A 14,695-nucleotide genomic window follows, 5' to 3' on the forward strand; every position below is an offset into this window, starting at 1 on the left:
TTGACATTCGGCTGCAGCGGAACACCGCCCACCCAGCCGGCCGGCAATGCCACCGTCGACCATTCCGTGGCATTGGTAGAACGCCCGGAGTTCATCGAAACCAGGCCGCCTGAAGTTGTTGCGAATTTTACCCTCAAGGTCGAGAATGTCCCGACCGGGGTGCTGGAGAAGAGACCCCCGCCACCGCCGCCCGATACCACCTCGGATGACCCCAATCCGAATCCGGCGCATAAATACGCCTATATCGTCGGCATCTCCAATTATGAAGGGACCCTCAACGACCTCCAGTTCTGTGATGATGACGCTCAGGCGATGAAAGCCTGGCTGCAGGGTGAAGGCTTCACCTGCCGGATGGACCTCGACCTTGCCGCTACTGCCGCCAATATCACGGCCGGACTGGAATGGCTTATCAGCAGTGCCGTTCCCGGTGATGAAATCGCCTTCTGCTACAGCGGACATGGCGGTCGCTCCACCGCCGGTTCGGCAATCGTCTCTGCCGACCTTTATTATGTGACGCATGGCTATGTCATGTCCTATTTCAACGCTGCCAACTGTACCAAGAAACTTGCCACTCTTGATGCTTGCGTCATCGGCGACTTTCATCTCGATGTCGTCACTGGAACTTTTATGGCAACCGCCTCCGACAACAAGAACTCCTATGATGCCCCCGATCTGAACCATGGCGCTTGGACCTATTACTGGCTGTACGGAACCGAGAACGTCGGCCTGGTTTACGCTGAGGATGCCGCCCCTTACGCTGAAAGCGGCATGAAAGCCTGGGCTGCTCTGTACCGCTTAAGAGTCGACCCGATTCATACCGACAAATACACCGGAATGATGGATATGTAATTGGTTGTTGAGAAATTGATATCAAAGAAACGGCAGGGGAACCAATCCCTGCCTTTTCTTTTTGGCATAATTTCGCCGTCGGCGCCGTAGATATTCCGCTTGGTAATTCTTCATTAAGAGTTAATAATATCCGGTATGACGCGCATAGCCATTATCGGCGGCGGTCCCGCCGGCTTCTTCGGCGCTATCTCCGCGGCCGGATTTAACAGATCCGACGAGATTACGATATTCGAAGCCACCCATCAGCCGTTGGGGAAAGTCCGCATCTCCGGCGGCGGACGATGCAATGTTACCCATCACTGCTATGACCCGGCCGAACTCATTAAGAACTACCCGCGGGGAAGCAAAGAGTTGCGGGGACCGTTCAGCCGGTTTCAACCCCGCGACACGGTCGCCTGGTTTGAGAAACATGGGGTCAAACTTAAGACCGAGCCTGATGGCCGAATCTTCCCGGTCACCGACAATTCCGAAACGATTGTCAATTGCCTGCTGACAGAAGCAAAGAGAGTTGGCGTCCGGTTACGTCTTGGCGCCCGTGTAACTGAAATATCTCGCCTCAAAGATGACCCTGCCTTCTCGCGCTTTCGTCCCAGGTATCAAGATGCCACCGTGGAGGAATTCGACAAGGTTTTGCTGGCAACCGGAAGCGCGCCGCGAGGACATCAATTTGCGAAAGCACTGGGGCATTCTATAATCCCCTGCGTCCCCTCCCTATTTACATTCAACATAAACGACCCCCGAATCAGGAATCTTGCCGGCGTCAGTTTTGAGAATGTCCGGCTGAGCATGACTACGGCAAAAAAAGGAAAACTGATTCAGACCGGTCCGCTCCTGATAACCCACTGGGGACTCTCCGGTCCGGCCGTTCTTAAACTCTCCGCCTGGGGAGCGCGAGCCCTCCATGACAACGACTATCAGGCGGAACTGACCGTCAACTTTCTACCTCACCTGGACGAGCCACTGCTGTTACAGAAACTGATTGAATACAAAACCGCCCAGGGCAAAAGGCGCCTTCTCACTTCCTCTCCTTTGCCGCTGCCGAAACGTTACTGGTCGCGCATCGTGGAGTTTCTTGAAATGGATGATAAACTGACCTGGGGCAATATCAGTAAGTCCGGCCTCAAACAGTTAACGGTAGAGATAACCTCAGCCCGATTCCGAATTGACGGCAAAGGGATTTTCAAAGATGAATTCGTTACCTGTGGCGGGGTGAATCTGAAAGAGATTGACTTCAAGACCATGCAGAGTAAAATCTGCCCCGGTCTATACTTTGCCGGGGAAATTCTCGATATTGACGGCATCACTGGCGGTTTCAATTTCCAGAGCGCCTGGACCACCGGCTGGCTCGCCGGTCTGGGTATGATACAAAAATAATCGAAATTGTCCTTTTTACGACGGTTTTATCTCGCCCTTAATCGCTCTGTACTGCTGTCTGCATCATGCATTTTCGACTTTGCTCCTAAAATTGTACGATGACTTTGTACGATGACTGTTTTCTCTTGACATAATTGACAATGTAGTCTATAATATCTTCGGCAGTGGGGGCTGGGTGCTCACTGCAGTGATTTATCAACAACCATGTTTCGTAACTTTTTCTGAAGGAGCGACTATGCATGTAATCACTAAAGTTGCCTTAATCCTTTCACTGGCACTCCTTGTGCTGGCATCGGGCTGTTCCCAGAGAAACGGCATAGAAAATGATGCCACTTTTGAGAACGGCGGGGCCGACGCCGCCAAAGGAGCGCCCAGTCCTTATGGCAATTGCCTCTCCACACCGGTCATCTTCGCCGAAGGTCACGGTCTTACTGGTACCAACGTTTCCCTTTCCACAGGCCTGCGCGGCATGGCCGGGGTGGAAAGCTTCATATCACCCTATGACAATGTGACGTTTATAGACGGCTATCCGGTTTATCAAAACCCCTCTGTCAATGAATGGCAGGCTGATTGGGCTGATGGCTCATCATGGAGTAACGGAGTGCCGGTTGAACTCGACTGGTCCGATAATCTTACTCGTCAGACCTGGACCGACCGCTCCAAAGTGCGGGTTGAAGTAGTTTTGACAACCCCTCTTGACCCGAATGTAATGCCGCTGCACGGATACAATATGTACTCCCTTGGCGGAACGCAGCTTAATGAAGTGATGGTAACCAATACCACCAGGTTCACGGCGACCTCTGCCACTGTCTACTCGAATGTCGCCCGCCTGAAAATAGAAAAGCTTGATGTCCCCGGCGGTGTCCCTGTCAATATAATCTACGACAGCCCCTGCTATGAGGGGTATTTCATAGATGGTCCCAGTAACGCCTATTCCGCCGAAGTCAATATGGGGGGCAAGTGCATTTACGGCTTCAACTGGGATATCGCGGCATCTTCCCTAACCAATAAAACAGGTTGGTACCGCTTAACCTTCAGCCTGGATGCTACCGCATTTTACACCGACACAACCGGCGCCGTCCATAATTATACTCGAAATACCGTTTTAGCCAGCCTCAATCCGGGCGACCTGCTCGGTTCGAGCGACCCGGAAATAGTGCTTTATCCGCCGACCCTCTCATCCAGCGGACATGCCAGTGTGCTGGAAGTTTATGTAAAAGCCAAAGGTTCTGGCAGAAAATAGGATTTCTTTCATTCGACTCTTTGGCTCTTGAACTATCTGATGGGTGCTTACCGCAGGGAGCACCCATTAGATTGACATCAGCCGCAAGCCGCTAGTTTGCTTCAGCGACTCCCCGTCAGCATATCCAAATTCGGTTCTGCTTTACTTCTCATCAACTCAGAATGCGCTCAAGGTCCTGGAAGTAACTAAACATCTCTGACTACTTAATATCCACCAAACTGTTCTTCATCGTTTAATCTCGAATTTCCAAACGCAAGACTGACACCGACTTAATCCCGGATTGCGAATTCTCAATCCTGGCATTGCTATTGCATTAATTGCTATCGGCATTAAAAACTTAACCAGGATTTATGAGATGTCGCGCACAATATTCCTAACCGGACCGACCGGAAATCTCGGCGCCCCGCTTCTGTGGCGCCTTCTGCAGAGGGCCGAAGTTGACCGGGTCTATACTCTGGTGCGGGCGAAATCGGACCAGGAGGGATTGGCGCGAATCGTTAAAGCGGTCTCTGCCGCTACCGGTGATGTCAATCTTCCCCTGATTCATCAGAAACTCCGCCCGGTCTGTGGCGATATCACCGATTCCCGGTTAGGACTCGCGCCATCTATCCGCAAAGTCTTGCTTTCTGAAGTCACCGATATCATTCACTCCGCGGCGCAGACCGCGTTTACTCTGCCGCTGGAAGCGGCCCGTCATACCAACGGCCTCGGCGCCGAGCATATCGCGGCGCTGGTGCGAGACATAAATAATTGCGGAAAACTGCGGCGCTATTTTCATATCAGCACCGCTTTCGTCTGCGGCAGTTCCGAAGGGACTATCAATGAGCATTTCCGAATTGCGACCAATTTTTCCAATTCGTACGAACAATCTAAATTCGAAGCCGAGCAGGTCTTACGACAAAAATATTCTGACCTCCCTTGCACCATAATCCGACCTACTATCGTTGCCGGTGACTCTGAAACCGGAAAAATTCTGGCTTGCAATGTCCTTTATACCCCGCTCAAATGGATTCTGCACGGCTATCTGGACCGCCGGACTGTGCAGACAGACATCTTGCTGGACGTCGTCCCGGTTGACTATGTTGCGGACGCTACCGTCGCTCTGCTATTTCATTCGAATCAAATTCTCCCGTCGCCGATTCATCTTGCGGCCGGAGAAAAATCCAATATGGCCGTAAACGAGATTGTCGAGTTTACCCTGCAATATGCCCACCGCCGCGAATACAAATTGCATGCTCTGAATTATCGGAATATCGACTGCCGAACTACCCCCTACTATCCTTATGTAACGCTCCCACGTTTCTTTGTCACAGGCAACTCGGAACTTCTTCTCGCGCCCCTGGGCTTAAGACCGCGACCCCTGGCAGACTATCTGGGTTGCCTCCTTGACCATGCCTTTCAGACTAACTGGAGCAAGAACCTCCGCGGAGATTCCTGCACTCAACGAAAGGAGAAAGCATGCGCGGCATGATTATTGTCAACTCTCTCTATAGAGACAGCCTTCCGCCGCAGGCGCTTTCGCATCTGTGCGAATTGACTGACAGCTCCGTATCATTCACCGTTTCACCCGGACATGCCCGCCACCTGGCGCGAAAAGCGGCGGAATCCGGAGCGGATATTGTTGTTGCCGTCGGCGGCGATGGCACCGTCAACGAAGTCTGTAATGGATTGGTCGGAAGCAGCACCGCCCTTGCCGTTTACCCGGTCGGCACCGCCAACGACCTCGCCCGCCAGATGAAAATCTCCCTGCAACGGATGCGGGCATGCCGCAACCTGGCTTTCTGCCGCCTTCGCCCCATTGACCTGATAAAAGTGAACGGATGGCATTTTGTCACTGTCGGAGGAATTGGGCTTCCCTGCGAAGCGCTCCAGAAAATGGAAAACAAGCGCCGCTTGGACAGACAGACTATACCCGGGACCGGCTATCTCCGACGCTTTTCATATCTGCAGGCGCTTCTTTCCTTGTTCCGCGACATACCTTATTCCCGCGGCGAAATTGAAATCAAAACGGAGCGAAACGGCCTTATCGGTGAATATATTTCGTTGCTAATTTCCAATCAGCCGCGGGTCGGACATCTCTTTCAAGTTGCGCCGGATGCCGATAACCACGATGGCCTCTGCGACCTGATGCTTCTGGCTCCGGCAAAAAATCGCGCCCGGTCATATCTCTCTGTCAGTACCACTCTCCTTCCCGGAAATCATCGCTTTGAAAATATCATCCGTTTCCGTGGACGGCAGTTCCTGATAATCTTGAAACAGCCGGTTTCCTTTTTCGCGGACGGCGAGATCCCCTTTTCCGGAAGGCTCTTTCGGATAGAAGTTATTCCGCAGGCGCTGCGCGTTCTGGTTCCGCCTCCGCTATTCTCCGACAGGCTTGACGCGCTTCGTTCTCCGGCTATTCGACCTGCTTCTCCCGCATCTTATCAGGCAGAATCATTGATATCACACAGCACGGCAGATTTGCCTTTGACGATACTTCGGCAGAAGAACTCTATTAATCAGATATTACCATCCGCCAGAGGGAATTGAATATGAAAGAACTATATGCTATAATTTCGGCGCATCGGAAACCGGCGCCCGGTATCCTGGGAAGGCTACGGCTGTACTTTGAATCTATGCATCCTCTGCCGCTTCGCTTTCTCAATGCCGCCGCATTTTATCTCAGTTTCAGCATAGTCTTCTGCCGGGCGAATAATCTTTCAATCGAACTGGGCAATCTCTATTCTCTTCTCGGTATCGGGAATCTCTTCCTGCTGGCGATGATTCTTCGGCTGATGGATGAACTAAAAGACCTGGAGATTGACCGCAATCTCTTTTCCGAACGTCCTGTTCCTTCCGGCAAAGTTCTGGTAAGCGATATCGTTACCGCCCTCGTCTTCACTGTGGTTCTTTACTTGATTATCAACTCCTTCTCTTCGGCAACACTTGTATTGGCGCTTATCTGCCTTGGATATACCTTTCTCATGCTGGTCTATTTCTTCATGCCAAATCTTTTGCGCCGCTACCTGCTTCTCAACCTCGCCACGCACAATCCCTCTGTGGCGCTAATGCTGCTCATCTCCGCCGCCATCGCCATGGCGCCGCATGACATCTCCCTGAGTCAACTCGATTGGTCAAGAGCGCTGCCGGTCATAATAATGTACTGGTTCCCTATCCTCGGATGGGAACTTTCCCGTAAAATTCGCTCCGCCGAAGAGGAAAACGAATATGTAACATATTCACAAATCTTTGGCCGGGTCCCGTCAACATTAATAACTCTGGCAGTGCTATCCGTTCCTGTTGCCATCGGCATATATCTGGCGGTAACTATACCCCTTCCGGCAGTATTCATTGTCATTCTCCTGCTCGCCTATGCCGTCGTTCTATATGGACATCTCCGCTTCATCTTCTCCCCCTCGCCGGCCACTTCGCAATTGAAACCTTATACCGAAAAATATACACTGCTTGTCCTGCTTGCCGGTATCATCTCCTATCTCGGTGAAAGCATTCTGAGGTAAATCATGATAGAGAAAAGACACATCATCACTTCTGACCTGCTGACCTCCGATATCACGATTGAGGATATCGGCGCCAAAGCTTATCAGCTGCATCTTCTCGAGCGGAAAGGTTTCCCCGTTCCCCCCTGGTTGGCAATCTCAAGCGCCGCTTTTGAGGAAGCGCTCTATCCGATGACTGAAAGTCTGAATAAAATAATGACCTCAATCGACCACATTGAGGCAATCTTGCCCGCTTCCCAGCAGATCGAAAAGATTCTGGCACCTTTGAGAATAGACAAGGCAATGCTTCTACAACTGCGCGAAATCATTGCCTTTCATTTTGGCGGCGATACCCCCCTGGCAGTCCGTTCTTCGGCCGCTGATGAAGATAGCCCGCTCCATTCCTTTGCCGGGCAGTTCGATTCTTTTCTTAATGTCACTCCCGAACAGGTTGAGCCGCGGATTCTCGATGTCTGGCGCTCCGCTTTCTCCCCCCGGGTTCTGGCATACCGCTGGAAAAAGGGAATCTTATTGCGACCAGCCCGAATGGCGGTCATTGTCCAGAAAATGATTTCCCCTCGCGCCTCGGGCGTAATCTTCACCCGCAACCCGGAAAGCGGAAAAAAAGAAATCTCTATCGAGGCGGTTTACGGTTTGGGTGAAGGTGTGGTCGCCGACCGGGCGGAGACCGACTCCTGCCGTATTGGATGGCATAGTCTGAGGGCAATACGAACAATCCGGTATAAGTCAAAATATATCACCGACGCAGGTAGCCCTCGCGGCGGCACCCGGCAGATGCCTCTTCCCGATTCGCTGCGACATAAACCAGTGCTGAGCAGCCGTGAGATTCGACGACTGCGGAGTCGGGCGGTCCGGCTGGAGCGCTGCTTCGGCGCTCCCCAGGATATCGAATGGGCTATCGACAACTCCGGAAAAATTTACATTCTTCAGACCCGCCCTATCACATCGCTTCGCCCTCCTGAATCTTCAGATACAGTCTGCATCTGGGATAATTCCAACATTATTGAAAGCTACCCGGGGTTGACCCTTCCCCTCACCTTCAGCTTCATCCAAGGCAACTATGAAACATTGTTTCGCGCCGCCTCCTGTGGACTGGTCATCTCCAGGAAAAAACTGGCGCAGCGGTCAGATATCTGGCAAAACATGATTGGCATTATTCGGGGGCGGGTTTATTACAATCTGAAAAACTGGTACGCCATGCTCTCTTTCCTCCCCGGCTGTCATAGACACAAGAAATCCTGGGACGCCATGATTGGCATCTCGCGCTCCACAGCAATGATGCAGAGCCGACTGCACTGGTACGACCGGATATTTACCTTATTGCGAATCATCATCTTCCTCTCTGCTCCCCGTCGCCTGGAACGTCGCTTCCACCGCAGATTTGCTCCTCTGTATGAACGTTACCGCGCGGTTCATCTGGATGGGCTGACCAATCATCAATTGCTCGCTCACTTTCGCGAAATGCAGAAAGAACTCCATCGCTTCTGGTACCTGAGCCTCTATGTCGATTTTTGCGCCATGAAATACTTCGACTGGCTGAAATCATTATGCCGCCGCTGGGTCGGCAGCAGCAGTCCCAATCTCCACAGCGACCTCCTTGGCGGCGAGCCGGAAACCGAAAGCGTTAAGGCCGTTCGCTCCCTGGTCGCACTGGCAGAAATGATTCGCCGCAGTTCGGAATATCGAACCGTTTTCAGCGAGCAGACCGCCTCAAACATCTGGCAACGAATTCTGCGCGATAATTCTCTGCTTCCTCTGCGGCAGCGCTGTCTTGAACATCTGCAACTTTACGGCGACCGCGCCGGCGAGGAACTGAAACTGGAAACGGTGACTCTGCGGCAGAATCCGGAGCTGTTGATTAATATTCTTAAGGAATATATCAACACCGACCTGACTGTCTCCAGGCTGACGGAGCAGGAGACATCACAGCGGCGCGCGGCGGAGAAACAGCTCTTCTCCCAGCTGAGAAATCCTTTCAAAAAATTCCTGATAAGGAGAGTACTGATTAGAGCACGTCTCTCCGTTGCCGGACGCGAGAATCTTCGCTTCGCCCGCACCCGCGCCTACGGCCTGGCGCGCGAGGTTTTCCATCTGCTGGCAAAACGTCTGACAGAATCAAAAGCCATCTCCTGCCCCGAGGATATCGGTTATCTCACGGTGCCGGAAATTTTCGGATATTTTCAGGGGACATCGGTCACCGCCGATTTGACCAGACTAGTCGAGTTGCGTCGCGCGGAGTACAAACTATTCGCGGCGCAAAATCTTCCCGCTCGTTTTGAAACCGGCCTTCCCCCTGCCCTCTATAATCCCCCGGCAACCGTTCGCCCCGACAACGGAAATCATCGCCTCATTGGAACCGCCTGCAGTTCCGGTGTTGCCGATGGTATCGCCGTCGTAATGCACCATCCTGACCGCTCCGCGGTGGAACCAGAGCAAATAATTGTCGCCGAATCAACTGACCCCTCCTGGGTCTTTCTGATGATTCGAGCCGCCGGCATCATTGTCGAGCGGGGGAGTATTCTCTCTCATACCGCCATTGTCGGACGGGAGCTTGGCATCCCTACCATTGTCGGTCTGGAAGGAGCGACTCGACTTATCCCCGACCGTTCCCATGTTTATATGGATGGCGCCACCGGAGAAGTAGTATGGAACTGAGATCATTTACATCCGACCGTAAACTGGAAGATTCCTTTCTGCGGTTTCCCTATGACCTGTATAAAGACGACCGTAACTTCATTCCGCCGATAGAGCGGACACAGCGACAACTGCTCGATTCCGGCAGTGCGGCGCATATAGATTCCGGCACGGTCTGCCGCCACTTTCTGGCATATTCCTCCGGCGAAATCTGTGGCCGCATTTCAGCTTTCTTCAATCCGCAACTGCGCGCCTCCGATAACCAGCCAGTCGGCGCGGTGGGACTCTTTGAATGTCGGAATGACTATCGCGCCGCAGAGCTGCTTCTCCGCAATGCCTGCCTGTGGCTTAAAAACCAGTTCGGCCTTACCCGAGTCTGGGGTCCTCTGAACGGGAGTATCTGGAACGGCTACCGCTTTATGACGCGCGGCTTTGATTCCACCCTCTTCGTCGGTGAGCCCTACAACCCTCCCTATTACCCGCTCTTTTTTGAACGGTTTGGTTTTCATCTCTTGCAGGAATGGGATTCTTTGTTTGTCAGCGGCAAGGAACGATTGGAAGCGCTGCTCCCGCGCGGCGCCGAACGGCTGGAACTTCTTAAAGGCAAAGGGTATCGCTTCGAAAACTTCAAGCTCTCAATGCGTCGCGAGCAGATTGAAACACTGCGGAAAGTTCTCATTTCCTCTTATCGCGGATTCATCGGTTTCACGTCGGTTTCCTCTGCCCAATTTCTTACTGTCTTTGAAAGAATGGAGCCCCTCCTTGACCCGGAGCTCTTTCTGCTGGTTTATAATCCGAATAATCTGCCGGTCGGTTTCGCCGTCGCCTTTCCTGATTACCCCGATGCTATTCGCGCTATGAAAGGGAAAAGCGGTTTGACTGCCAAACTCGCTTACCTTTTCCACCGCGAGCGACAGCCCCGTCTGAATTTCTATATCGGAGGGGTCACTCCGGAAACCGAGAAAGAAGCGTTGGGGCTGGGACGGGCCGGTTTCTATTTCATTATCAGAAAAGCGCTGGATAAAGGGTATGACGAAATTATGCTCACCCTCCGCGTTAAGGGAAATAAAGCGCACGGCCTTGCCGGCCGATGCGGCATTACCGCCCAGCATGAATATGCTCTCTATGAGTTCAACTATGAAAACTAATCTGAAAATAGAATATATCGACCGGAAAACCGGCACAATTAAACGCGAAAAAATCTTTGCCGCTCGCTTCCTCGTTTGGTCTTATAACAATCCACTGGGAATGCTTATCACTCGCTTTATCCTGAGTCATCCTGTTTTCAGCGCCCTCCACGGATGGTTCCACCGCTCGAAATACAGCCGCAGGAAGATTGAGCCGCTTATCGACCGGATGGGAATTGACCATCAGGAATTCACCGTTCCCACCCAATCATTCCGCAGTTTCGCCGAGTTTTTCGTCAGGGAAATAGATTTGAAGCGGCGCCCCATTGATTCTAACCCTGGCAGTTGCGTTTCTCCTGTTGACGCCAGAGTCCTGGCAATTCCGCATATTTCGGTCGAACAGACTTTTCCGATTAAGCGGCATCTATTCAATATTCGAACGTTCTTAAAGGATGACCGTCTGGCGCGGCAGTTTGACGGCGGCTCGGCGCTCATATTCCGTCTCAGCCTGGCTGACTATCATCATTTTCATTTCCCGGTCTCCGGAAAACCTGAAAAAACGCGAGCGCTGAGTGGCTCTCTCTACGCCGGCGGACCATATTCTCTCCGTTATCTGGTGCCGTTCTACTCCGAAAATCTGCGCCATCTCACCCGCTTAGAAAGCAATTGCTTCGGTAATGTACTTATAGTCGAAGTCGGCGCGTTCACGGTAGGCTCCATCAGGCAAAGTTTCACTCCGGGCGTTCCTGTCGCCAAGGGCGACCGCAAGGGGTATTTTGAATTGGGCGGCTCTACTGTCGTTCTTCACTTCGAGAAAAACCGCCTCAGAATCGATGACGATATTCTGTTTAATTCATCGCGACAGCTCGAAACCTCTGTCCGGATGGGCGAGCGGGTCGGAGTAGCCACTGGAGGAAATATATGAGTATCAATTATGCGCAATGTTGGGAAGATGCAAATATTCTCCGCAAAGCCCTCGCTGTCAAAGCGGGTGACCGTGTATTGTCGATTGCTTCCGGCGGCGACAACAGTCTGGCGTTACTTCTTGATGACCCTCAATCGGTCACCGCGCTCGATTACAATCCGGAGCAGGTCTGCCTGACAGCATTGAAAGCGGCCGCTATCCGCCGCCTGGAGTATGACGACTTCGTCCGGTTTGTCGGCGCTTCCCCCGGTAATGACCGAATCTCTCTCTACCGGCAGGTCGCGCCCTATCTTGATAGTGATGCCCGTCTCTATTGGGATTCTCATCGCAAGATTATTGAACAAGGCATTATTCATTGCGGCAGGTTTGAATCATACCTGCGGCTCTTCCGGAAAATCATTCTGCCGCTGGTTCATTCCCGCCAATCCTTCACCGATATTATGGAAGCCTCTTCGCTGGAAGAGCAGGCTTCGCTCTATCAGAGACTCTCGCAGAATCGCTGGTGGAAAAGATTATTCTCACTCTTTTTCAGCCGTCCTCTTCTTGGCAGATGGGGCCGCTGCCATGGCGCCTTCGCGCAGGTTACCCAGACGAATATTGCCGATGAGCTTTTCGCCCGAACCAGACACGGATTGACCGAAATTCCTGCCGACAACAATCACTTCCTAAGGTACATCTTGACCGGCAACTACCGTCTGCCCCAATCGGGACCGGACTATCTTCTGCCCCAGCACTATTATCATATTCGTGAGCGGCTTGACCGACTTCATCTGAATGTTGCCGGCCTCGAAGAATATCTGAGACAGAATGAATCGGCGAGATTCGAGGCATTCAATCTATCCGATATTTTCGAATATCTCGATTCCCGTCAAATCGAAAATCTGTCCCAACTTCTCGGCAACCGCGCGACTGCCGGCGCCCGCGCCGCTTTCTGGACTATGTTCCGCTCTCCTGCAATCCCTGATAAACTCACAGAACAGGTCGCTTCCGAGACAACCCGGGCCGAAATCCTGCGCCGCAAAGACCGCGGCTTCTTCTACGGTTCCTTCAATATCTGGAGATTAGGCAATTTCGCCATATCCGCCGCTTCATCTCTTGCGAATACCGACCGGGAGGTATTGCCATGATTCGCTGCGCCTGGAAATATCTCCGCTTTAGCCCCTCGCGCTCTCTTCTTATCGTCTCCTCGGTGGCGTTAGGCACTGTCCTCATGACTTTTCTTTGCTCCGTATATCGCGGCGTTTCTGACGGCACTCTCGATTATATCCTGCAAAACCGCTGTGACCTCTGGGTGCTTCAGGAAAATGCCACCAATATCGTCCGCGGCTCCTCCATCCTGCCTGCCAAGCAGAGCCGGATACTCAGCGACCTGCCCGGTGTCAGCTCTTTGAGCCCCCTCTTGCTTTTCCTATCGGTGGTGCGGACGCCGACCTCGGAAGGAACCGTCTACCTGGTCGGGTATGACCTGCGCAAGCCGCTGGGCGGACCACCGCGAGTGGTGATAGGTCGCGCGATAGAAAGGGACTACGAAATAGTTCTCGATGACTGCTTTGCCGCCAAATATGGCATTCTCCCCGGCGATACCGTAATATGCAATCGCCAGAAATTAGAAGTTGTCGGTCTCTCAGAGGGAACCAACGCCTTTGTTATTCAGTATGCATTTGTTACTTTGACGATGGCACAACGGCTGGTCGGCGACCTCAAAATTGTCAGCGCCTTCCTGGTGAATGCGGCGGATTCTGAGTCGGTTCAGACCTTATCAAATGAAATCACCAGCCGGCTTCCGAAGTCATCAGTTTTCACTCATGAACAATTCGTTTCCGCCAATCGCCGCGAAATGCAGTCAGGATTTCTCCCCTTCATAATTGCCGTCTGCATCATAAGCGTTGCGGTTCTGGTCATCATCCTTAGTTCGCTCTTGTCGCTTATGATTATGGAACGGCGCGTTGATTTTGCCGTGATGAAAACTCTCGGCGCCTCGGCCGGTTTCCTTCCCGGATTGATTCTTAATCTCTCTGCCCAGGTTGCGACAATCGGAATCGTTGCCGGCATATTCCTGTTCCTGCCGGTTACCTCACTTATCCGATTGATCGCCCCGGAACTCCGTACGGTAACAACATTCTCTGAACTGGCGTTAGTTATCTCAACCATCTTTGTTACCTGCCTCTTAAGCGGGCTGTTCCCTATGCAGAAACTGCGAACCATCTACCCCGCGGAGACCTTGCAATGAAATTTGTCGATAACAGTATTCTGGTCGAAATGCGGCGCATCCGTAAGGAATTCGGCCGCGGCATGCAGAAAACCGTGGCGGTCGCCGACGTCTCCCTTACTGTCCGATGCGGCGAAACCGCTATCCTTATCGGTCCCAGCGGAAGCGGCAAAACAACATTGCTCACCCTTGCCGCCGGTCTGGCCTCACCGACTGCCGGAGAATTGAGTCTCTTCGGCAAGCCGTTTGACACCTTCCAGCCGCGAGAACTGCAGAAACTCCGGGCTCAGAATATCGGATTTATTTTTCAGACTTTTCGTCTCCTCGACCCTCTTACAGTCTTAGAGAATCTGATTCTAACTCGCAAATTCGCCGGAGCCGCCCGCGCCGACGCCATTGCCGACGCCACCCGGTTACTTTCTAAACTTCAGATTGAGCATCTTGCTAATGGCTATCCGTCCCAACTGAGCCAGGGAGAAAAGCAGCGAGTCGCCGCCGCCCGGGCCATGATAAACAACCCCCGTCTGATTATTGCCGATGAACCGACCGCGAATCTGGAATCAAAACAGGCCCTTTCTCTCTTTGAACTCCTCCATGATTATGTCAAACAATCCCGCTGCGGCCTGCTGGTGGCGACTCACGACCAGAGAATTCTCCCGTTTGCCGACCGCATCCTGCGCCTTGAAGATGGTCTTCTATCGCCGCATTCCCACCTGGAACATTATATGGAAGCATAGTGTCGCTGACCTCTCCGGCGGCATTATCTCCCACAGGCTGTGCTTCGCGAAGGTCCTCCCGCTTGCTCATCAAATATACTTGTACTATCTGTTAGAGAGT

General features: G+C 52.5%; 12 protein-coding genes. All 12 read left to right on the forward strand.

All coding sequences use genetic code 11. The features are described from left to right. On the forward strand, positions 1-849 hold an 849-nt coding region (locus tag AB1690_05915; GenBank protein MEW6014839.1), incomplete at its 5' end, for a caspase family protein. Positions 850-984: 135 nt separating this feature from the next. Next, a complete protein-coding gene (locus tag AB1690_05920; protein ID MEW6014840.1) occupies positions 985-2,223 on the forward strand; it encodes an NAD(P)/FAD-dependent oxidoreductase in 1,239 nt (412 codons plus the stop codon). A 235-nt stretch (positions 2,224-2,458) separates the two neighbouring features. Then, a complete protein-coding gene (locus tag AB1690_05925; GenBank protein ID MEW6014841.1) occupies positions 2,459-3,466 on the forward strand; it encodes a hypothetical protein in 1,008 nt (335 codons plus the stop codon). 355 nt (positions 3,467-3,821) lie between these two features. Next, a complete protein-coding gene (locus tag AB1690_05930) occupies positions 3,822-4,937 on the forward strand; it encodes an SDR family oxidoreductase (protein MEW6014842.1) in 1,116 nt (371 codons plus the stop codon). Beyond that, on the forward strand, positions 4,925-5,995 hold the full coding sequence (locus AB1690_05935) for a YegS/Rv2252/BmrU family lipid kinase (GenBank protein ID MEW6014843.1): 1,071 nt from the start codon (positions 4,925-4,927) through the stop codon (positions 5,993-5,995). Before AB1690_05930 ends, AB1690_05935 begins: the two co-directional genes overlap by 13 nt. 2 nt (positions 5,996-5,997) lie before the next feature. Beyond that, positions 5,998-6,963: a hypothetical protein gene (locus tag AB1690_05940; GenBank protein ID MEW6014844.1), complete on the forward strand. Its 966-nt coding sequence runs from the start codon at positions 5,998-6,000 to the stop codon at positions 6,961-6,963. A 3-nt stretch (positions 6,964-6,966) separates the two neighbouring features. After that, positions 6,967-9,618 (forward strand): PEP/pyruvate-binding domain-containing protein, encoded by a 2,652-nt coding sequence (locus tag AB1690_05945; GenBank protein ID MEW6014845.1) that lies wholly within the window; start codon positions 6,967-6,969, stop codon positions 9,616-9,618. Continuing rightward, positions 9,609-10,745: a hypothetical protein gene (locus AB1690_05950; protein ID MEW6014846.1), complete on the forward strand. Its 1,137-nt coding sequence runs from the start codon at positions 9,609-9,611 to the stop codon at positions 10,743-10,745. Before AB1690_05945 ends, AB1690_05950 begins: the two co-directional genes overlap by 10 nt. Next, positions 10,735-11,649 (forward strand): archaetidylserine decarboxylase, encoded by a 915-nt coding sequence (gene asd, locus AB1690_05955; GenBank protein ID MEW6014847.1) that lies wholly within the window; start codon positions 10,735-10,737, stop codon positions 11,647-11,649. Before AB1690_05950 ends, asd begins: the two co-directional genes overlap by 11 nt. After that, entirely contained in the window at positions 11,646-12,776 is a 1,131-nt protein-coding gene (locus AB1690_05960; protein ID MEW6014848.1) for a DUF3419 family protein, read from the forward strand. Before asd ends, AB1690_05960 begins: the two co-directional genes overlap by 4 nt. Then, a complete protein-coding gene (locus tag AB1690_05965) occupies positions 12,773-13,879 on the forward strand; it encodes an ABC transporter permease (GenBank protein MEW6014849.1) in 1,107 nt (368 codons plus the stop codon). The genes AB1690_05960 and AB1690_05965 overlap by 4 nt, the downstream gene beginning before the upstream one ends. After that, positions 13,876-14,595, forward strand: coding sequence for an ABC transporter ATP-binding protein (locus tag AB1690_05970; GenBank protein MEW6014850.1), 720 nt, complete (start codon positions 13,876-13,878; stop codon positions 14,593-14,595). The genes AB1690_05965 and AB1690_05970 overlap by 4 nt, the downstream gene beginning before the upstream one ends. Positions 14,596-14,695: the final 100 nt, after the last annotated feature.

The organism is Candidatus Zixiibacteriota bacterium (assembly GCA_040753495.1).
GTDB lineage: Bacteria > Zixibacteria > MSB-5A5 > GN15 > PGXB01 > DYGG01.

Coding starts and splice junctions, on each gene's coding strand:
- AB1690_05920 (MEW6014840.1), top strand. CDS start 985: ATGACGCGCATAGCCATTATCGGCGGCGGTCCCGCCGGCTTCTTCGGC.
- AB1690_05925 (MEW6014841.1), top strand. CDS start 2,459: ATGCATGTAATCACTAAAGTTGCCTTAATCCTTTCACTGGCACTCCTT.
- AB1690_05930 (MEW6014842.1), top strand. CDS start 3,822: ATGTCGCGCACAATATTCCTAACCGGACCGACCGGAAATCTCGGCGCC.
- AB1690_05935 (MEW6014843.1), top strand. CDS start 4,925: ATGCGCGGCATGATTATTGTCAACTCTCTCTATAGAGACAGCCTTCCG.
- AB1690_05940 (MEW6014844.1), top strand. CDS start 5,998: ATGAAAGAACTATATGCTATAATTTCGGCGCATCGGAAACCGGCGCCC.
- AB1690_05945 (MEW6014845.1), top strand. CDS start 6,967: ATGATAGAGAAAAGACACATCATCACTTCTGACCTGCTGACCTCCGAT.
- AB1690_05950 (MEW6014846.1), top strand. CDS start 9,609: ATGGAACTGAGATCATTTACATCCGACCGTAAACTGGAAGATTCCTTT.
- asd (MEW6014847.1), top strand. CDS start 10,735: ATGAAAACTAATCTGAAAATAGAATATATCGACCGGAAAACCGGCACA.
- AB1690_05960 (MEW6014848.1), top strand. CDS start 11,646: ATGAGTATCAATTATGCGCAATGTTGGGAAGATGCAAATATTCTCCGC.
- AB1690_05965 (MEW6014849.1), top strand. CDS start 12,773: ATGATTCGCTGCGCCTGGAAATATCTCCGCTTTAGCCCCTCGCGCTCT.
- AB1690_05970 (MEW6014850.1), top strand. CDS start 13,876: ATGAAATTTGTCGATAACAGTATTCTGGTCGAAATGCGGCGCATCCGT.